Origin of the sequence: Nostocoides sp. HKS02 (genome assembly GCF_009707485.1) — a bacterium.
In the GTDB taxonomy this organism is placed as follows: domain Bacteria; phylum Actinomycetota; class Actinomycetes; order Actinomycetales; family Dermatophilaceae; genus Pedococcus.
The window spans coordinates 920,798-937,510 of sequence record NZ_CP046121.1; the positions used below are offsets into that span (position 1 = coordinate 920,798).

Below are 16,713 nucleotides of genomic sequence, written 5' to 3' on the forward strand. Positions count from 1 at the left end.
CGATAGGGTCCGGTGCCATGAGTGACGTCCTTGAGTTCGCAGGAGTGAGTGTCGTCCGCGGCCACACGACCCTGCTCGACGACATCACCTGGGAGGTCGAGGAGGGCCAGCGCTGGGTCATCCTCGGCCCCAACGGCGCGGGCAAGACCACGTTGCTCCAGCTCGCGGCCGGCCGCATGCACCCGACCCGCGGCGTCGCCGGTGTGCTCAGCGAAGTGCTCGGCGCCGTCGACGTGTTCGAGCTCCGTCCGCGCATCGGGCTCGCGTCCGCCGCCCTCGCCGAGCGCATTCCCGGCGACGAGATCGTGCACAACGTCGTCGTGACCGCCTCGTACGGCGTCGTGGGGCGTTGGCGCGAGACCTATGACCAGCTCGACCACGTCCGCGCCGCGGAGCTGCTGGGGGCGCTCGGTGCCGACCACCTCGCCGACCGCACCTACGGCACGTTGTCCGAGGGAGAGCGCAAGCGGGTCCAGATCGCGCGCGCCCTCATGACCGACCCCGAGCTGATGCTGCTCGACGAGCCGGCGGCAGGGCTCGACCTCGGCGGCCGGGAGGACCTGGTCCGTCGCCTGGGAGTCCTCGCGGCCGACATCGAGGCACCAGCGCTGGTGCTGGTGACCCACCACGTCGAGGAGATCCCGCCGTCCTTCACCGACGTGCTGCTGCTGCGCGAGGGCCGGGTCGTCGCGCAGGGCCCGTTGGAGCTCACCCTCACCGAGGAGAACCTCTCCGCCACCTTCGGCATGCCGCTCGAGCTCGAACGCCGCGGCCACCGCTGGGCGGCGCGCGCACGGCTGGACGAGGGAACGTCCGGGGCTCCGCCTTCGTCCTAGAGTTGCGTGACCATCGCTGCGTTCTGACCAATGAAGGGGAGGGGCCGATGGACTGGTTCGGGGAGAACCCCTGGCTGGCCTGGCTGGGTATCGCGTTGGTGCTGGCCGCCATCGAGGCTGCCACCGTCAGCTTCGTGTTCCTCATGCTCGCGGGTGGGGCTCTGGCCGCGGCCATCGCCTCCGCCCTCGGGGCCTCGTTCACCGTCCAGGTGGTCATCGCCGTGCTCGTGGCGGGCGGTCTGCTCCTCACGGTGCGACCGCTGATCACGCGGCGCTTCATGGTCGCCGAGGCGAGCCACACCATCGGGGCCAGGAGCTTGGTTGGTCGCAGCGGTCATGTCCTCCAGACCGTGACCGAGAACGACGGTCGCGTGAAGCTCGGCGGCGAGACGTGGTCGGCGCGCACTGTCAGTGGCGCCATGCAGTGCCAGCCCGGGCAGCAAGTCCGGGTTGTGTCCATCGAGGGGGCCACCGTGATCGTCACCGGCGACACGTCGGGTCAGAAATCGGAGTGAACGTGAACGGCATCGGTGCAGGGTTCATCGTCCTGCTCATCCTGGTCGCCTTTGCGCTGATCGTGCTCTTCCGCACGGTGCGCATCGTCCCCCAGCAGACAGCGCTCATCATCGAACGGCTCGGCCGCTACGCCCGCACCCTGGAAGGCGGTATCCACTTCCTCATCCCGTTCGTCGACAAGGTCAGGGCGAATGTCGACCTCCGTGAGCAGGTCGTGTCGTTCCCGCCCCAGCCGGTGATCACGAGCGACAACCTCGTCGTCAACATCGACACCGTCATCTACTACTCGGTCATCGACGCGAAGTCCGCGGTCTACGAGATCGCGAACTTCATCCAGGGCATCGAGCAGCTCACGGTCACCACGCTGCGTAACGTCATCGGCTCGCTCGACCTCGAGCAGACGCTGACCAGCCGCGACCAGATCAACGCCCAGCTGCGCGGGGTGCTCGACGAGGCGACCGGCAAGTGGGGCATCCGCGTCAACCGGGTCGAGCTCAAGGCCATCGACCCGCCGATGTCGATCCAGGAGTCCATGGAGAAGCAGATGAAGGCCGAGCGTGACCGCCGTGCCGTCATCCTCATCGCCGAGGGCTCCAAGCAGTCCAACATCCTCACGGCCGAGGGAGAGAAGCAGAGCCAGATCCTGCGGGCCGAGGGTTCGGCACAGGCGCGCATCCTCGAGGCCCAGGGCCAGGCCCGCGCCATCCAGCAGGTGTTCGACGCCATCCACCGCGGCAAGCCGACCCAGAAGCTGCTGGCCTACCAGTACCTCCAGGTCCTGCCGCAGATCGCCCGCGGCGACGCCAACAAGATGTGGATCATCCCCAGCGAGCTCACCGATGCCCTGCGTGGGATCGGTGGCGCCCTCGGCGTCCCGGAGAAGGGCCGTGGCCCTGACGGGGACGACGAGGAGTGGGTGGACCCGGGCGACGCCCAGGACGTGTTCCAGGAGACCGTCCTCGAGGACCCCAAGCAGGCGCTGGCCGAGGCGCGCGGCATGGCGGGCAAGGCCAGCCAGGAGGCCACCGAGCACGCCGCGCCCGCGTCACGCGTCCAGCCGACCGTCGGCCCACCCGCCGACGCGGTGCCCCCGTACGAGCCGCCGCCGTTCGAGCCTCCGGCCCCGCCGGCGGAGGGGACCGAGCCACCCCGCACCTGACGACCCGCACCTGACGACCCGCACCTGACGACCACCACGGTATGCCGCCCGCTCACCGCTGCGGGCGGCATACCGCTGCCCTAGGGTCCGTCCCGCGTCGGTAGGGTGACCCGGTGTCTGTCCTCGAAGCCGCCGGGATCCTCCTGGCTGGCATGGCGGCGGGCACCATCAACACCGTCGTCGGATCCGGGACGCTGATCACGTTCCCCACCCTGGTGTTCCTCGGCTATCCACCGGTGGTCGCCAACGTCTCCAACACCGTCGGCCTGGTGGCAGGCGGGGTGACCGCGGTCCACGGTTACCGCGAGGAACTGCGCGGTGCGGGCCGCACCCTGGGCCGGCTCGCACCCGCCTCACTCGTCGGCGGGGTCGTCGGGGCGGTGCTGCTCCTGTGGCTTCCTGCTGCCGCGTTCCAGGCCATCGTCCCGGTGCTCATCGCCCTCGGGCTCGCGCTCGTCCTGGTGGGACCGCGGCTGCAGCGTCGCGCACTCGAGCGGCACGAGGCCGGGGTTCCGCGGGCGGCATGGCACGGCGCCGCGCTCGTCGCGGGGGTCCTGGTCGCAGGCATCTACGGGGGGTACTTCGGCGCGGCCCAGGGGGTCATCCTGATGGGCCTCATGAGCGCGTTGTCGAGCGACCCGATCCAGCGGCTCAACGGCTACAAGAACGTCCTCGCCACCATCGTCAACGCTGTGGCCGCGGTGACCTTCATGGTCGTGGCCTGGCACCAGATCGACTGGCTGGTCGCCCTGCTCGTCGGGGTCGGGGCGTTCGTCGGGGGTGTCATCGGGTCACGCGTGGGCCGTCGGCTGCCGCCCGTCGCGCTCCGCGCCGTGATCATCGTCGTGGGCGTCGTCGGCATCATCAAGATCGTCTGGTTCAGCTGACGACCATGCCGATCCAGATCGCCGACCCCAACGACCCCCAGGTCGCCGACTACGTCTCGCTGACGGACGTCGCCCTGCGCCGGCGCGCGGAGCCAGAGCGTGGCCTCTACATCGCCGAGTCGGAGAAGGTCATCCGTCGCGCCCTCGGGGCCGGCCACCAGCCGCGCAGCTATCTCATGGCACAGCGCTGGCTCACCGAGCTCGCCGACGTCGTGGAGGCGGCCGAGCGCAGCGGCGTGCCGGTCTTCGTCGGAGAGCACGACGTCATCGAGCAGCTCACCGGGTTCCACCTGCACCGAGGGGCGCTCGCGTCGATGCAGCGCCCGCAGCTGCCGAGTGTGGAGTCACTGGTTGCCGAGGCGCGCGGCGGCAGGATCGCGATCTTCGAGGACATCGTCGACCACACGAACCTCGGAGCTGGCTTCCGGGCGGCGGCAGCCCTGGGTGTGGACGCGGTCCTGATCACGCCTCGTTGTGCGGACCCGCTCTACAGGCGTTCGATCCGGGTGTCCATGGGAACGGTCTTCCAGGTGCCCTGGACGCGCCTGGCCCACTGGCCGGACGACCTCCAGCTGCTCAGACACGCGGGGTTCCGCACCGCCGCGCTCGCGTTGAGCGACGACTCGATCACCTTGGACGAGCTGGCGCGCCGGGACCACGAGAGCCTGGCCCTCATCCTCGGCACGGAAGGCCACGGTCTGCACCCGGCAACCCTCGCTCAGGTCGATGATGTGGTCCGCATCCCGATGGGCGGCAACGTCGACTCCCTCAACGTGGCGGCCGCCGCAGCCGTGGCGTTCTATGCCACGCGACGGCACCCGGCCTGATCGCACTCAGGCGGTCCTGTCGACGCGCTCACCAAGGAGCCGGTCATGGCTGCCGGGCTGGAGGTCCCAGCGCGATGCGCGCGCCGGCTTCGGACACGAGGACGATGTCCATTGGACTCCCAAACCTTGGTGGCTGCATCCAGCAGGCGGCATCGGGCTCTAGGGGTCAGATCGCCTTGGCCGCCTGGAGCCGGTTCAAGGCAAGCCATCCAAGCGGGATCGGTAGCCAGTACGTGGCGACGCGGTACAGGAGTACTGAGGACACCGCGACCCCCGCGTCGACACCGATGGCGACGAGGCCGGCCGACACGGCGGCTTCGATGCCGCCCAGGCCGCCCGGGGTGGGCACGGCCGACCCGATGATGGCACCGGCGAAGTAGACGACGGCGACCGCCGCGATTGGCGGGTGGGCTCCGAACGCCCTTGTGGCGCAGACGAGCGCGGAAACGAAACTGACGTCCAGCAGCAGGGAACCCCCGACCATGCGCGCCAGCTTGGCGGGGCTGCGCAGCACCCGCAGGATCTGAGGCCCGACAGTGCGAACCTGAGGAACGATCCGGTCCTTGGCGAACTGGCGGACCTTCGGCACCGCCGACATGAAGAGGAGCACGAGAACCACGACGAGGATCCCGGCGACCAAGGCCGGCGATGGAGCAAACGATGCGTGGGTACCGGTACCCGCCACCGCGCCGGATGCCAGCAGCAGGACCAGGTAGCTGCACAGCTGGGCGGCCTGGACCAGACCGATGGTTGCCGCGGCGGTGGCTGGGGCGAGTCCGGATCTCACCAGGTATCTCGTGTTGAGGGCGATGTTGCCCACGGCAGCGGGTGCCACCAGCCCACTGAAGGCGACAGCGAGCTGGGTCAGGTAGGTCCGCACGAACGAAAGCCGGGCCTCGACCGCGCCCGAGATCGACAAGGTCGGTCCGACGAAGGTGGCCGCCGCGAAGGCGACACACCCCGCGACCCACCACCAGTTCGCGTGGCTCACCAAGGCGAGCAGGTCCACCTTCGCGAGCTGCGTCAACACGACGTATGCGGCGACGCCCCCACCAACGACCGTCAGCAGGGCGCGCACGGTGACGCGACGCAGCTCCACCGGTTCGGGAGCAGGTTGGTCCGGCTGCAGCAGGGCCACGCGGTGCCGCAGGTCGTCGAGCACCGAACCAGCGTCCTTCAACGACGCACGCGTGCTGTGACCCAGTGCCACCTTCTGCACCAGCGGAAGGACCCGCCGGATCGGTTCCGCGCCCAGGACAGCCACGGCCGAGTCGACCGCGCGCGGCACACCGACAGCCAGCGAGACGGAGACGAGCACCTGGGCAAGGTCAAGGCGCAAGGTGAGGTCGTCGGCGGCGATGTCGCCCGAGCCCAGTGAGGTCACTCCCGGCGGGTCGCCGACGAGCAGGACGTGGGGCTCCAGCTCTCGGTGGGTGACCTTGGCACGCTGCATGCGCGAGACCATGGTCCACAGCTGCGCAAGGGCCTGGTCGCTGGTGCCCTGCGCCGAGTGCGCCAGCGTCGGGCCGTTCGCGGGCTTGAGGACCAGGACAGAGCAGAACGCTCCGACCGGTGCCGTTGCGACCAACCGTGGGGCCGACAGACCCAGTCGCTGGAAGGTCAAGGCCATCAGGCTGCGGTACTCGACCTCCGAACGGACGGTCAGGGAGGGCCTTCGCGTCGATGCGCTCTGAAGGCGAAGCCGTCGGCCCAGTGCCTGCAACGTTGCCAGACCGAAGGTGTCTCGATCGATCACCACCGCGTCGAGGTCGCCCTCGTCGGTCTCGGCACGGTATCTGCGGTCGCCGCGTTGACCGGTCGTCTCCAGGGTCAGGCGTCGCAGCGGGATCCCAGCCGCGACGATGACCCCCGCGATCTGGCGTCCGTTCGGAAGGGTGACCTGCGCGCCGAAGCCATAGCGGAACGCCAACCCGATGGCCCAGCCGAAGACAAGCGAGAGCCCCAACGACAGCGCTGTACTGGCGCCGCTGAGAAACCCGGTCAAGACGGTCGATCCCAACACCAGGACGGCGACACGCTGGTGCCATCGGCGCCCTGCCACCCGGCATACGGTGAGAAAGGCGATCAGCGAGACCTCCACCGCCGAAACCGGGGTCGTGCGCCCCTCAGCCACGGGCCGGGTGAGCACCGCCAGGACGCCACCCATGTGTCCGTCAAGGATCACGGCATTGAGTCCCACCACGATGCCAGCGGACACCGTGGCCGCGCCGACCGCCTGCACAAGCTGGACCAGCCTGGCCTGCGCCGCCAGCTCAGCGCCCACGGCCAACGGCAGCGCGATCACCCCCACCCCGCCCGCCCAGCCGAGAATGGTGAGCAGCAGACGAGGCAGGCCCCCCGTGGCCAGATGCAGATCGCTTTCCAGCGCGCCAGCGGTGCCGATCGCGACGTCACCCAGGACCACCGCGGTGACCAGCACGACGACTGCCCCGACAAGCCGGATGAGGTCCGACGGGCGACGGACGCGGGCAGGCAGGCGCGGCTCGACTACCTCGACCGCCGCCGCGTCCACCGGCGGGCTCTGCGAGCTCAGGAGTCCACCGCATCGGTCGGCGCTGGCGCGGCCACCTCGTCGTCAGCCTGTGGACGCTCCGTGATGTCGTCATCGAGGGCGGCAAGCTCAGGGTGCAGCTCGTACCTGTGGTGGAAGGTCTCGACGATGCTGAGCACGGCCGCCGTCACCGGTATGCCGATGATCGCGCCCACCGGGCCGAACAGGGCTGCCCCGATGAACACTGCGGCGAGGGCCACTGCGGGATGAATGTCCATGGTTCGACGACTGATCCGCGGGGTGAGTACGTAGTTCTCGATCTGCTGGTAGATCGTGGCGAACACGATGATGTACAGCACGGTGACCGGCTTGCTGGTTGCCGCGAACAGGCACGGCAGCAACACACCCACGTAGGTGCCGATGGTGGGGATGAACTGTCCGACCACACCGGCAACGATGCCCAGCGGAAGCCAGAACGGCACTCCGATGACCCAGAAGAACGCGCCGTGCGCCACCGCTGAGATGGCGGCGAGCACGACCTTGGACGTGACAAAGCCGCCCGTCTTCTCCACCGAGATGGTCCACACGGTCATCAGCATCGGCTGGTGCCTCGGCGGCAGGAAACGACCGATCGTCTGTCGCAGCGTGATGCTGTCCGCGGACAGGTAGTACGCGAAGACCAGAATCGTCAGCCCATCGAAGAGCGCGGTCACCACAGAGCCGAACACGCCGATCAGGCCACCGCCATAGCTCGTCGCGAAGGTGGCGATCCGGGCCGGTGTCAGGTCCATGCTGCGTTCGACGCTGGCCACGTCGATCTTCGTCTTGAATGTGGAGTTGACCCAGTCCAGCCCCGAGCTGATGGTCCCCGGCAGAGCCTTCGACAGTGCATCGACCTGAGCCAGGAGCAGCTGCCCGAAGAGCGCGCCGATCCCGATGAGGACGAGCAGCAGGAGCAGCATCGTCAGACCCGAAGCCAGGGACCGCTTGACACCGCGCCCGGTCAGCAGCAGCACCATCGGTTCCATGCCGATCGACAGCAACCACGCCAGCAAGAGAAGGAAGAGAAACGAGCTCAGCGCGTGGAAAGCCCAGAAGGCGACCATGAACAGGACGATGATGATGCCGACACTGACTGCGGTGCGTCTCGTGGTCGACGGCGTGAAAGCCACCCAGTGCAGTGCTGAGGTGCGCCCGCCGTGATCCCGCCTTGGGGCATCACGGTCGGAGGGGTCCACAGCATACGGTGGGCGCGTCATGTGAGCAGCCTAGGACGTCGACTGCCGTCCCACCCGCGGCGCCTTCGTGCAGCGACGTAGTCCTCGAAGGTGGGGCCAACGGCCGAGCGTGTCGAGGGTCAGTCGACGAGACGGTCCAGCAGGGTGTGCAGCTGCGCGGCCGGGTCGCTCGTGAGGCCGCCGTGCACCGGTCCGGGCTGCACAACGGTGCTCCTGGGGGCGCTGAGCCAGCCGAACCGACGCCCGAGGCCTCCCAGCGTGGGCAGGCCGCCGCCGGTGACTCCGCGGCATACCTGGCAGACGGTCTCGAGCGAGGCCGACACGGCCTCGAGGTCGACGCTCGGCGCCAACGCGCGCAGGCGTCCCTCGTCGACGCGGTAGGCCGCTTCGAGGAAGTCGGCGCCCTGGCTGTAGAGCACCACACCGACGTTGACGAACTCCTCGCGCTCCACCCGCGGTACGCAGCGCAGGACGACGTACTGGTAGCCGTAGCGGCTCATCGCGCGCCTCCGGGGAGCCAGGCCTGGGGGGTGGTGACGCGGGCGAGCAGGTGCTCGACGTAGGCCGCCCGGACGGCGTCCGGGGCGTCGAGACCGGGCGCCGTCTCCAGCCACAGGTCGGGGACCGCAGCGGCTACTGCCCCGAGCGCGGATGCGGTGACCAGGGGTGCGAGGCGGGTGTGGGCCGCGTGCAGGTCGCCGGCGACGTCCCGCAGGACATGGGTGCTGGCGTCGTACGGCTGGGCGACGAACCGCGCCGGGTCGGCGCCGCGGCTCGGCCACGCGTGGTGGAAGTACAAGGCGGCGCCGTGGTCGATCAGCCACGGGTTGCGGTGCCAGACAAGGAGATTGGGGTTGCTCCAGGTGCGGTCGACATTGGCCGTGAGCGCGTCGAGCCAGAGGATGTCGGCCGCCGTCTGCGGGTCCGGGGGTCGCGACCCGTCGTAGCCGAACGAGCCCGGCAGGAAGTCGATCCCGAGGTTGAGGCCAAGACTCGCGGTGAGCAGGTCCTGCACCTCCTCGTCGGCCTCGTACTTGGCGATCGGTGCTTGGAGGTCGACGACGGTCATCCTCGGGACGTTGAGCCCGAGCGCCCGCGCCAGCTCGCCGACGATGACCTCGGCGACGAGCACCTTCACGCCCTGGCCGGCGCCGCGGAACTTCAGCACGTACGTGCCCAGGTCGTCGGCTTCGACGATGCCGGGCAGCGACCCGCCCTCGCGCAGGGGCGTGACGTAGCGGGTGGCGGTGACCTGGTCGAGCACGGCGCCCAGCCTAGGGGTGGGCGCCGTGCTCGCGTCGCAGGTGCCGGCCCAGTGCCGGCGCGGGTGTCCCTCAGGCGTCTCCGACGGTGAGCGCCTCGGCCTCCAGGGCGCTGCCCTGGGGCTCGGCTCCGTGCCCGGGTTGGCGGTCGATGGCCGAGATGAGCGGGCTCGCGGTGAGCAGGACGCCGATGGCGAGCAGCACTGCCCCGGCGCCGACCCAGAACGGGATGTTGGCTGCGCGTTCGCCGAGGGTGCCGGCGAGCCACGGCGCGACGGCGCCCCCGCCGAACCGCACGAAGCTGTATGCCGCGGACGCCACGCCGCGCTCCACCGGTGAGATCTTCATGACGGTCTCGGTGATCAGGGTGTTGTTGATCCCGAGGAACGCGCCCGCGAGGATCACCCCGATGACCAGGACCGGCTGGTGGCCGGTGCCGAGCGCCATCGCGACCAGGACGAGCGCGAAGCCGATGAGCGCCCCGACCAGCCCCGGCAGGGTGCCGAAGCGGCGCTGGATCCGTGGCGCGACCACGACCGAGGTGAAGGCGAGGAGCACGCCCCAGCCGAAGAACACCAGACCCACGGCGTGGGCTCCGAGGCCCAGCGGGAACGGCGTCCAGGCCAGGAGGGTGAAGAAGCCGAAGTTGTACAGCAGCGCAGTGATCCCGACGGTGAGCAGCCCGCGGTGGGTCAGCGCACGCAGGGGTGCGGCGATCGAGGTGCGACGCCCGGTCGGCGGTGTGGCGGGCAGGGTCGTGATGATCGCGACGAACGCCACGGCCATGAGCACGCTGACGCCCCAGAAGGGCCACCGCCACGAGTGGGCGCCGAGCCAACCGCCGAGCAGCGGCCCGGCGGCGATCCCGACGCCCAGGGCTGCTTCGTAGAGGATGATCGCCTGGCCGACCGAGCCGCTCGCAGCGCTGACGATGGTTGCGAGGGCGGTGGCGATGAACAGCGCGTTGCCCAGCCCCCAGACCGCCCGGAAGGCCACGATGCCACCGATGGTGTCCTGCGCTCCGGCGAGACCGGCTCCGATGATGATGACGACCAGCCCGAGAAGCAGGGTGCGCTTGGCCCCCGTGCGGCTCGAGACCCAGCCGGTGCCGAGCATGGCCAGACCCATGACGGCCATGTAGCTGGTGAACAGCAGGGACACCTGCGACGGGCCTGCGCCGAGGTCGTCGGCGATCGGTTTGAGGATGGGATCGACCAGGCCGATGCCCATGAACGCGATGACGCAGGCGAAGGCGACGGACCAGACGGTCTTGGGTTGGCGCCACATGATGGTTCAGGATTCCTTCCGGGTGGGGACAGCACGGACGAGCAGGTCGTCCATGACTTCGATCGCAGCGCGCAGGCGCGCGATGTCGTGGTCGTCGAGCGCGTCGAGGGTCGGGGCGAGCGCGGCGAGTCGGGCCGCGCGCACCCGCTCGAGCGTGGCCCGGCCTCGCGGCGTGAGCGACAGCAGCGAGGCGCGGGCATCCGCGGGGTCGGCGACCCGGTGGACGAGCCGGTCGGCCTCGAGCCGCTGCAGTGCGGTCGTCATGGCGGGCTGGCTGGTGTGGTCGGCCTGGGCCAGCGCGCTGACCCGGGCGGGGCCGAGCTCGTCGACGAGGGCCAGCAGCCGTGCCTGGGCGTGGGGGAGCTCGAACGAGGCGTGCCGCGAGGCCCACCGCGTGAGCCGCGCCGCCGCCCGCAGGAGGTCGTTGCCGACGGCTTGTCTCTCGATCACTCTCCAAGAGTACATAGGTAACCTATGTAAATCCAATCCGAACCCGGCTGGGCGTCGAAGTCCGGGTGCGTGCATGCTGCGCGCAACCTCAACGAGCCTGCAGGAGCCCGTCATGAAGAGCCTCACCACCGCAGACCTCGCCCCGGACTTCACCCTGCCTGACCAGGCCGGGCGGCCGACCTCCCTGAGCGACCTGTTGACCCGGGGGAGCGTCGTGCTGTTCTTCTATCCCGCGGCCCTGTCGGGCGGGTGCACGAGCGAGGCGTGCCACTTCCGCGACCTGCGGTCCGAGTTCGCCGCGTTGGGCGCCCAGCCGATCGGGATCAGCATGGATGGCGTGGAGACCCAGCGAGCGTTCGACGCCAAGGAGTCGCTGGGTATGCCATTGCTCTCGGACGCGGACGGGGCCGTCGCCATGGCGTTCGGCGTGCGACGCCGCTACCTCACCCCGGTCAAGCGGGCGACCTTCGTGATCGGCGCGGGCCGCGAGATCCTCACCGTGGTCCAGAGCGAGCTCAGCATGCAGACCCACGCCGACACCGCTCTGGCCAGCCTTCGCGCTCCGGTCCGCTGACTCCGGTCATCTGACCCCCGTCGCGACTAGCCGCGCAGCGACCTGACCAGCTCGATGGTGTCGGCCTCGTCGGCAGTCTTGTCGTCGCGGTAGCGCAGGACCCTGGCGAACCGCAGCGCCATGCCACCCGGATACCGGGACGACGTCTGGATGCCGTCGAAGGCCACTTCGACTACTTGCTCAGGCCGGAGGTGGACGACGTGGCCCCGCCGCGAGGTCTTCAGGGTGAGGAAGCGCTCGGTCTGCCACGCGAGCATCTCGTCGGTCATGCCCTTGAAGGTCTTGCCGAGCATGACGAAGCCACCCGACTCGGGGTCGCGCGCGCCGAGGTGGATGTTGGACAGCCATCCCTGGCGCCGGCCGCTGCCCCACTCGACGGCGAGCACGACCAGGTCGAGGGTGTGCCTCGGCTTGACCTTGACCCACCCCGCTCCGCGCCGGCCCGCGGCATACGGTGCCGTTGCGGACTTGACCACGATTCCCTCGTGCCCGTCGCGGACGAGGGTGTCGAAGAAGGCCTGGGTCTCGGCGACAGATCGGGCGGAAACCCTGGGCACGAGCGACTCGACCGGCACCACGGCGGCCAGGCGCGCGAATCGGTCGGCGGCCGGCGCATCGAGGAGGTCCTCGCCGTCCAGGTGGAGCAGGTCGAAGAAGTAGGGGGTCACCGGCACCCGACTGCGCAGCTCGGCCACCCCGACGCTGCTCATCGTCCGCGATGCGGTCTCCTGGAACGGCCGCGGGCGCCCGGCGTCGTCGAGCGCGATCGCTTCGCCGTCGAGGACCAGGGTCCGGGCCGGCATGGCGAGCACCGCCTCGACGACCTCGGGGAGCCGGTCGGTGATGTCGTCGAGCGAGCGGGTGAACAGGCGGACCGTGTCGCCATCGCGGTGCGCCTGCAGCCGTATGCCGTCCAGCTTTCCGTCGACATACGCCATCCCTGCCAGCGGCTCACCGGGCGACCCGGCGGCCGGCAGCCCCACGGCCTCGAGCGCCGCACCGACGTCGGGAGCCGACCCGGCGAGCATCGGGCGCAGAGGGCGACCGACCTCCAGGCTGATCGCCTCGAGGGCTGGGACACCACCCGTGAGGGCCGCCGCCGCGACCGGTCCGGTGTATCCCGCGAGCATCACGGCACGGCGCACAGCCGCCTCGGGGACCTCGGCCGCCGCGGCGATGGCGGCCTGCATGACGCCGTCCAGGGCGCCCTGGCGCATCTGGCCGGTGATGAGGTCGCGCAGGAAGTCCTGCTCCGGGCGGGTGAGCCGGCCGAACAGCTCGGCGACCGCGGCCTGGCGGGCGCCAGCCGAACCCGCACCGCCGACGGCAGCCAGGGCCGTCAGGGCGAGGTCCACCTCGGTGACCGTCACGGACGGCAGCTCCGCAGGGTCGGGCAGGGCCGTCAGACCGCGCCAGCTCACGCCGACCCGGCGCTGGGGGAGCACGCCCGACAGGTGGGCGGCCACCGTGGCCGCGTCGACCGGCCCCGCGGCGCGCAGGGCGCCGGCGACGGCCGCGGTCTTGGCCAGCCGGGACCGGGTGGCCGCTGCGGCGCGCGAGGCGTCGACGACCTCGGCGAAGAGCACGCCGCTCAGCCAGCGAGGACGGTCTCGAGCGCCACCGCCGTGAGCCCGTGCGCCTCGGCGACTGGGGCGTAGGTGACCGACCCGTCGTGGGTGTTGAGCCCCAGGCCCAGCGGCTTGTTGTCGCGCAACGCGTCGCGCCAGCCCTTGTTGGCCAGCTCGAGGGCGTAGGGCAGCGTGACGTTGGTCAGTGCGTACGTGCTCGTGTGCGGGACCGCACCCGGCATGTTGGCGACGCAGTAGAAGACCGAGCCGTGGACCTGGTAGGTCGGATCGGCGTGGGTCGTGGGTCGGGAGTCCTCGAAGCAGCCGCCCTGGTCGATCGAGATGTCCACGAGGACCGACCCGGGCTTCATCCGCGAGACCTGCTCGTTGGTGACGAGCTTGGGTGCCTTGGCGCCCGGCACGAGAACCGCGCCGATGACCAGGTCGGCGTCGGAGATGGCCCGCTCGATCTCGAACGTGTTCGAGGCGACGGTCTGGCAGTGGCCCTGGTAGATGGCGTCGGCATGGCGCAGCTTGGCGATGTCGCGGTCCAGCAGCAGCACCTCGGCCTGCATGCCGAGCGCGATGGCGGCGGCGTTCATGCCGGAGACCCCGGCCCCGATGACGACGACCTTCGCGGCATACACCCCGCTCACGCCGCCCATGAGCACGCCACGCCCACCCTGGGCCCGCATGAGGGTGTGTGCGCCCACCTGCGGGGCCAGCCGGCCGGCCACCTCGGACATCGGGGCGAGCAGGGGGAGCGAGCGGTCGGGCAGCTCGACGGTCTCGTAGGCGATGCCGGTCACCTTGCGGGCTACCAGCTCCTCGGTGAGGGCCTTGTCGGCCGCCAGGTGCAGGTAGGTGAAGAGCGTCTGCCCCTCGCGCATCCGGTGGTACTCGGACTCGATCGGCTCCTTGACCTTGAGGATCAGGTCACCCGTGGCCCAGACGTCGTCGGCGGTGTCGAGGATCGTGGCGCCGGCCGCGGTGTAGTCCTCGTCGAGGATCGACGACCCGACACCGGCGTCCTTCTCCACGAACACCTCGTGCCCGTGGACCAGGAGCTCGTGGACGCCCGACGGGGTGATGGCGACGCGGTACTCGTTGTTCTTGACCTCGCGCGGAATGCCGATCTTCATGAGCTCAGACCTCCTGGATGGCAGTGGTCCTCGCACCTTAGGCCGAAATCAGGGAGCGATGGTCCCCGAATGGAGCAATGCGGCGATCAGGGCGGAGCGCCACGGCAGCGGCGGCTGGGCCGGGGTCCGGCACGAAGCGCCGCCGCAGTCGCACACCCACACCCAGCCGCGCGTCCCCCTCAGGACGCGCGGGTGGTGGTGGGTGGTGCGGTATGCCGTGTGCGTGCTCACGATTTCGACGGTATGCCTGCGGAGGCCGCGCGTCTTGGAGCGCCACGAAACGCAGTCCGAACGGGGGATGCGGTGGTCGGGCGGATGGGGGCTTAGGGTCGTGGGGTGACAGGCTTCAGTGGTTTCTCAGAAACGGAGGGTGATGGTGTCGAGGTGACGACCCCCTCGCGCCGAACGCTCCTCACCGCCAGCCTGGCCGGCCTGACCCTGGGGGCCTGCTCCGCCCCCGGCACGGACGGATCGGCCGCCACCACGTCGACAGCCGCCGGGAAAGCGACCCCGAAGCCGTCGTCACCGTCAGCGACGGGCAGCACGGCCAGCGCAAGCCCGACCGGTCCCGCGCCCGAGCCGGCGATCGCCAAGACGCCGGGCGCCGACATCGTCAGCGGCCCCGCCGACCGCAACCAGGTCGCCCTCACCTTCCACGGTCAGGGTCCCGTCGAGCTCGTGCACTCGATTCTTTCGGCGTGTCACCGGGCCGACGCACACATCACCGTCTTCGCAGTGGGAAACTGGCTCGAGGCAACGCCAGGCATTGGCCGCGAGATCGTGGCGGCCGGGCACGAGTTGGGCAACCACACCTGGAGTCACCAGCAGATGAAGCAGCTGTCACCCGCAGAAGCCGAGCGAGAGGCTCGCAAGGGGGCCGAGGCCCTGCGCGCCGCCGTCGGCACCGCCGGCTGGTGGTTCCGCCCCTCGGGCACCCAGCACAGCACGGCGACGATCAGGGCCGCAGCCCTCGCAGCCGGCTACCAGCGCTGCGTGTCCTACGACGTCGACCCCGGCGACTACCTCGACCCCGGCTCGAGCGCCGTGCGCGACCGCACCCTGGCCGCGGTGAAGCCCGGTTCGATCGTCAGCCTGCACTTCGGGCACCCGGGCACGGCCACCGCCCTGCCGGCGATCCTCGCTGGCCTGCGCAGCCGCGGGCTGGCGCCGGTGACCCTCTCGCACCTGCTGGCTGACGCATGAGGCGTTCGACTCCTCGGGCTCGGGCGGCGCTGACGCTGCCCCTGCTCGGCGCGCTCGTGCTCGCCGGCTGCTCGTCCCGGTCCGACAGCCTCACCGTGGCGTCCACGTCGCACCCGTCGTCGTCGTCCCGCTCGAGCACCCCGAGCCCCACCAAGACCACCTCGGTGTATGCCGCGGCCGCCGCGGGCGAGCTGAGCTCGGTGGCCCGGTCGGCCCGGCCGATGGTCTACGTGCCCAACACATTGAGCGACACGGTGCAGCTCATCGACCCGGCCACCTACACGGTCGTCGGCCGGTTCCGGGTCGGTCGCGAGCCTCAGCATGTCGTGCCGTCGTGGGACATGAAGACCCTGTGGGTCAACTCCGACCTGGCGAACACACTGACGCCGATCGACCCCCGGACCGGGCACCACGGTGCTCCGGTGCCCGTCGACGACCCGTACAACCTCTACTTCACCCCGGACGGCTCGCACGCGCTGGTCATGGCCGAGCGCCTGCACCGGATCGACGTCCGCGACCCGCACACCATGGCGCTGCAGCGCTCGTTGCGGGTCCCGTGCGACGGCATCAACCACGCCGACTACAACGCGGGCCTGACCGCGTTCGTGGCGAGCTGTGAGTTCAACGGCAAGCTGCTCGTCGTCGACCGCAACGCCACCGCGATCCGCAAGGTGATCGACCTCAACGTCATCAAGACGCCCGGCGCCACCTCGCCCCACGACGCGATCCACATGATGGGCAGCCCCAAGAACGGCCTGCGCGCGGGTGCGAGCGCCATGCCGCAGGACGTTCGGCTGACCCCTGACGGCCGGTACTTCCTCGCCGCCGACATGCTGCGCAACGGCGTGTGGGTCATCGACGCCAAGACCTTCACGTACTCGCGTTTCATCCACACGGGCATGGGGGCACACGGCATCTACCCGTCCCGCGACGGTCACCGGATCTTCGTGGCCAACCGCGACGAGGGCACCGTCAGCGTCCTGGACGCGAGCACGCTCAAGCAGGTCGCCCGCTGGGTCATCCCCGGTGGGGGATCGCCCGACATGGGGGGCGTGACCGCGGACGGGTCCCAGCTGTGGCTGTCCGGGCGCTACAACGGCGTCGTCTACGTCTTCGACACGACGACCGGCAAGGTCCTGCACAAGATCCCCGTCGACTCCGGGCCCCACGGGCTCTCGGTCTGGCCCCAGCCCGGCCGCTTCAGCCTGGGGCACACCGGCAACATGCGCTGACCGGTAGGCGCTGACCGGTA

At 70.3% G+C, this 16,713-nt stretch carries 17 protein-coding genes; 8 read left to right on the top strand and 9 right to left on the bottom strand.

All coding sequences use genetic code 11. From position 1 onward, the window contains the following. Positions 1-17 precede the first annotated feature (17 nt). The 5 genes from GKE56_RS04310 (at position 18) to GKE56_RS04330 (ending at position 4,225) form a co-directional block, all read left to right on the top strand. A complete protein-coding gene (locus GKE56_RS04310; protein ID WP_154683489.1) occupies positions 18-836 on the top strand; it encodes an ABC transporter ATP-binding protein in 819 nt (272 codons plus the stop codon). A 47-nt stretch (positions 837-883) separates the two neighbouring features. Next, positions 884-1,351 carry an NfeD family protein gene (locus GKE56_RS04315; protein WP_154683490.1) on the top strand — a complete coding sequence of 156 codons (468 nt, stop codon included), beginning with the start codon at positions 884-886 and terminating at the stop codon, positions 1,349-1,351. Positions 1,352-1,362: 11 nt separating this feature from the next. Beyond that, on the top strand, positions 1,363-2,511 hold the full coding sequence (locus GKE56_RS04320; protein ID WP_154685617.1) for an SPFH domain-containing protein: 1,149 nt from the start codon (positions 1,363-1,365) through the stop codon (positions 2,509-2,511). Between the two features lie 113 nt (positions 2,512-2,624). Continuing rightward, the gene (locus tag GKE56_RS04325; protein WP_154683491.1) at positions 2,625-3,398 is read left to right on the top strand and encodes a sulfite exporter TauE/SafE family protein; all 774 of its coding nucleotides are present in this window, start codon (positions 2,625-2,627) and stop codon (positions 3,396-3,398) included. A 5-nt stretch (positions 3,399-3,403) separates the two neighbouring features. Then, on the top strand, positions 3,404-4,225 hold the full coding sequence (locus GKE56_RS04330) for an RNA methyltransferase (protein WP_154683492.1): 822 nt from the start codon (positions 3,404-3,406) through the stop codon (positions 4,223-4,225). 166 nt (positions 4,226-4,391) lie between these two features. On the opposite strand, the gene GKE56_RS04335 is transcribed toward GKE56_RS04330, so the two are convergent. The 6 genes from GKE56_RS04335 to GKE56_RS04360 all read right to left on the bottom strand — a co-directional run bounded on the left by GKE56_RS04335 (position 4,392) and on the right by GKE56_RS04360 (position 10,974). Next, on the bottom strand, positions 4,392-6,758 hold the full coding sequence (locus tag GKE56_RS04335; RefSeq protein ID WP_154683493.1) for a lysylphosphatidylglycerol synthase transmembrane domain-containing protein: 2,367 nt from the start codon (positions 6,756-6,758) through the stop codon (positions 4,392-4,394). Positions 6,759-6,775: 17 nt separating this feature from the next. Further along, positions 6,776-7,909 carry an AI-2E family transporter gene (locus GKE56_RS04340; protein ID WP_195908236.1) on the bottom strand — a complete coding sequence of 378 codons (1,134 nt, stop codon included), beginning with the start codon at positions 7,907-7,909 and terminating at the stop codon, positions 6,776-6,778. Between the two features lie 185 nt (positions 7,910-8,094). Further along, the gene (locus GKE56_RS04345) at positions 8,095-8,475 is read right to left on the bottom strand and encodes a DUF3037 domain-containing protein (protein ID WP_154683495.1); all 381 of its coding nucleotides are present in this window, start codon (positions 8,473-8,475) and stop codon (positions 8,095-8,097) included. Then, positions 8,472-9,239 (bottom strand): HipA family kinase, encoded by a 768-nt coding sequence (locus GKE56_RS04350; protein ID WP_154683496.1) that lies wholly within the window; start codon positions 9,237-9,239, stop codon positions 8,472-8,474. The genes GKE56_RS04345 and GKE56_RS04350 overlap by 4 nt, the downstream gene beginning before the upstream one ends. A 70-nt stretch (positions 9,240-9,309) precedes the next feature. Then, on the bottom strand, positions 9,310-10,524 hold the full coding sequence (locus tag GKE56_RS04355; RefSeq protein WP_195908237.1) for an MFS transporter: 1,215 nt from the start codon (positions 10,522-10,524) through the stop codon (positions 9,310-9,312). 6 nt (positions 10,525-10,530) lie between these two features. Then, positions 10,531-10,974 (bottom strand): MarR family winged helix-turn-helix transcriptional regulator, encoded by a 444-nt coding sequence (locus GKE56_RS04360; protein WP_230209179.1) that lies wholly within the window; start codon positions 10,972-10,974, stop codon positions 10,531-10,533. A gap of 112 nt (positions 10,975-11,086) precedes the next feature. Here GKE56_RS04360 and GKE56_RS04365 point away from each other — a divergent pair, with 112 nt between their 5' ends. Next, a complete protein-coding gene (locus GKE56_RS04365; protein ID WP_154683499.1) occupies positions 11,087-11,548 on the top strand; it encodes a peroxiredoxin in 462 nt (153 codons plus the stop codon). Between the two features lie 26 nt (positions 11,549-11,574). Here the strand turns inward: GKE56_RS04365 and GKE56_RS04370 are convergent, their stop codons facing one another. Genes GKE56_RS04370 through GKE56_RS04380 form a run of 3 tightly spaced genes read right to left on the bottom strand, consistent with a single transcriptional unit; the run spans position 11,575 to position 14,489 of the window. Next, positions 11,575-13,134, bottom strand: a complete 1,560-nt coding sequence (locus GKE56_RS04370) for an ATP-dependent DNA ligase (protein WP_154683500.1) — start codon at positions 13,132-13,134, stop codon at positions 11,575-11,577. Between the two features lie 5 nt (positions 13,135-13,139). Then, positions 13,140-14,258, bottom strand: coding sequence for an alanine dehydrogenase (gene ald, locus GKE56_RS04375; protein WP_154683501.1), 1,119 nt, complete (start codon positions 14,256-14,258; stop codon positions 13,140-13,142). A gap of 48 nt (positions 14,259-14,306) precedes the next feature. Continuing rightward, positions 14,307-14,489 carry a hypothetical protein gene (locus GKE56_RS04380; protein ID WP_154683502.1) on the bottom strand — a complete coding sequence of 61 codons (183 nt, stop codon included), beginning with the start codon at positions 14,487-14,489 and terminating at the stop codon, positions 14,307-14,309. 153 nt (positions 14,490-14,642) lie between these two features. Here GKE56_RS04380 and GKE56_RS04385 point away from each other — a divergent pair, with 153 nt between their 5' ends. Both GKE56_RS04385 and GKE56_RS04390 read left to right on the top strand, forming a co-directional pair. After that, positions 14,643-15,461, top strand: a complete 819-nt coding sequence (locus GKE56_RS04385) for a polysaccharide deacetylase family protein (protein WP_230209180.1) — start codon at positions 14,643-14,645, stop codon at positions 15,459-15,461. Continuing rightward, complete coding sequence (locus GKE56_RS04390) at positions 15,458-16,693, top strand: YncE family protein (RefSeq protein ID WP_230209181.1); 1,236 nt, start codon at positions 15,458-15,460, stop codon at positions 16,691-16,693. Before GKE56_RS04385 ends, GKE56_RS04390 begins: the two co-directional genes overlap by 4 nt. The last annotated feature ends 20 nt before the right edge of the window (positions 16,694-16,713 follow it).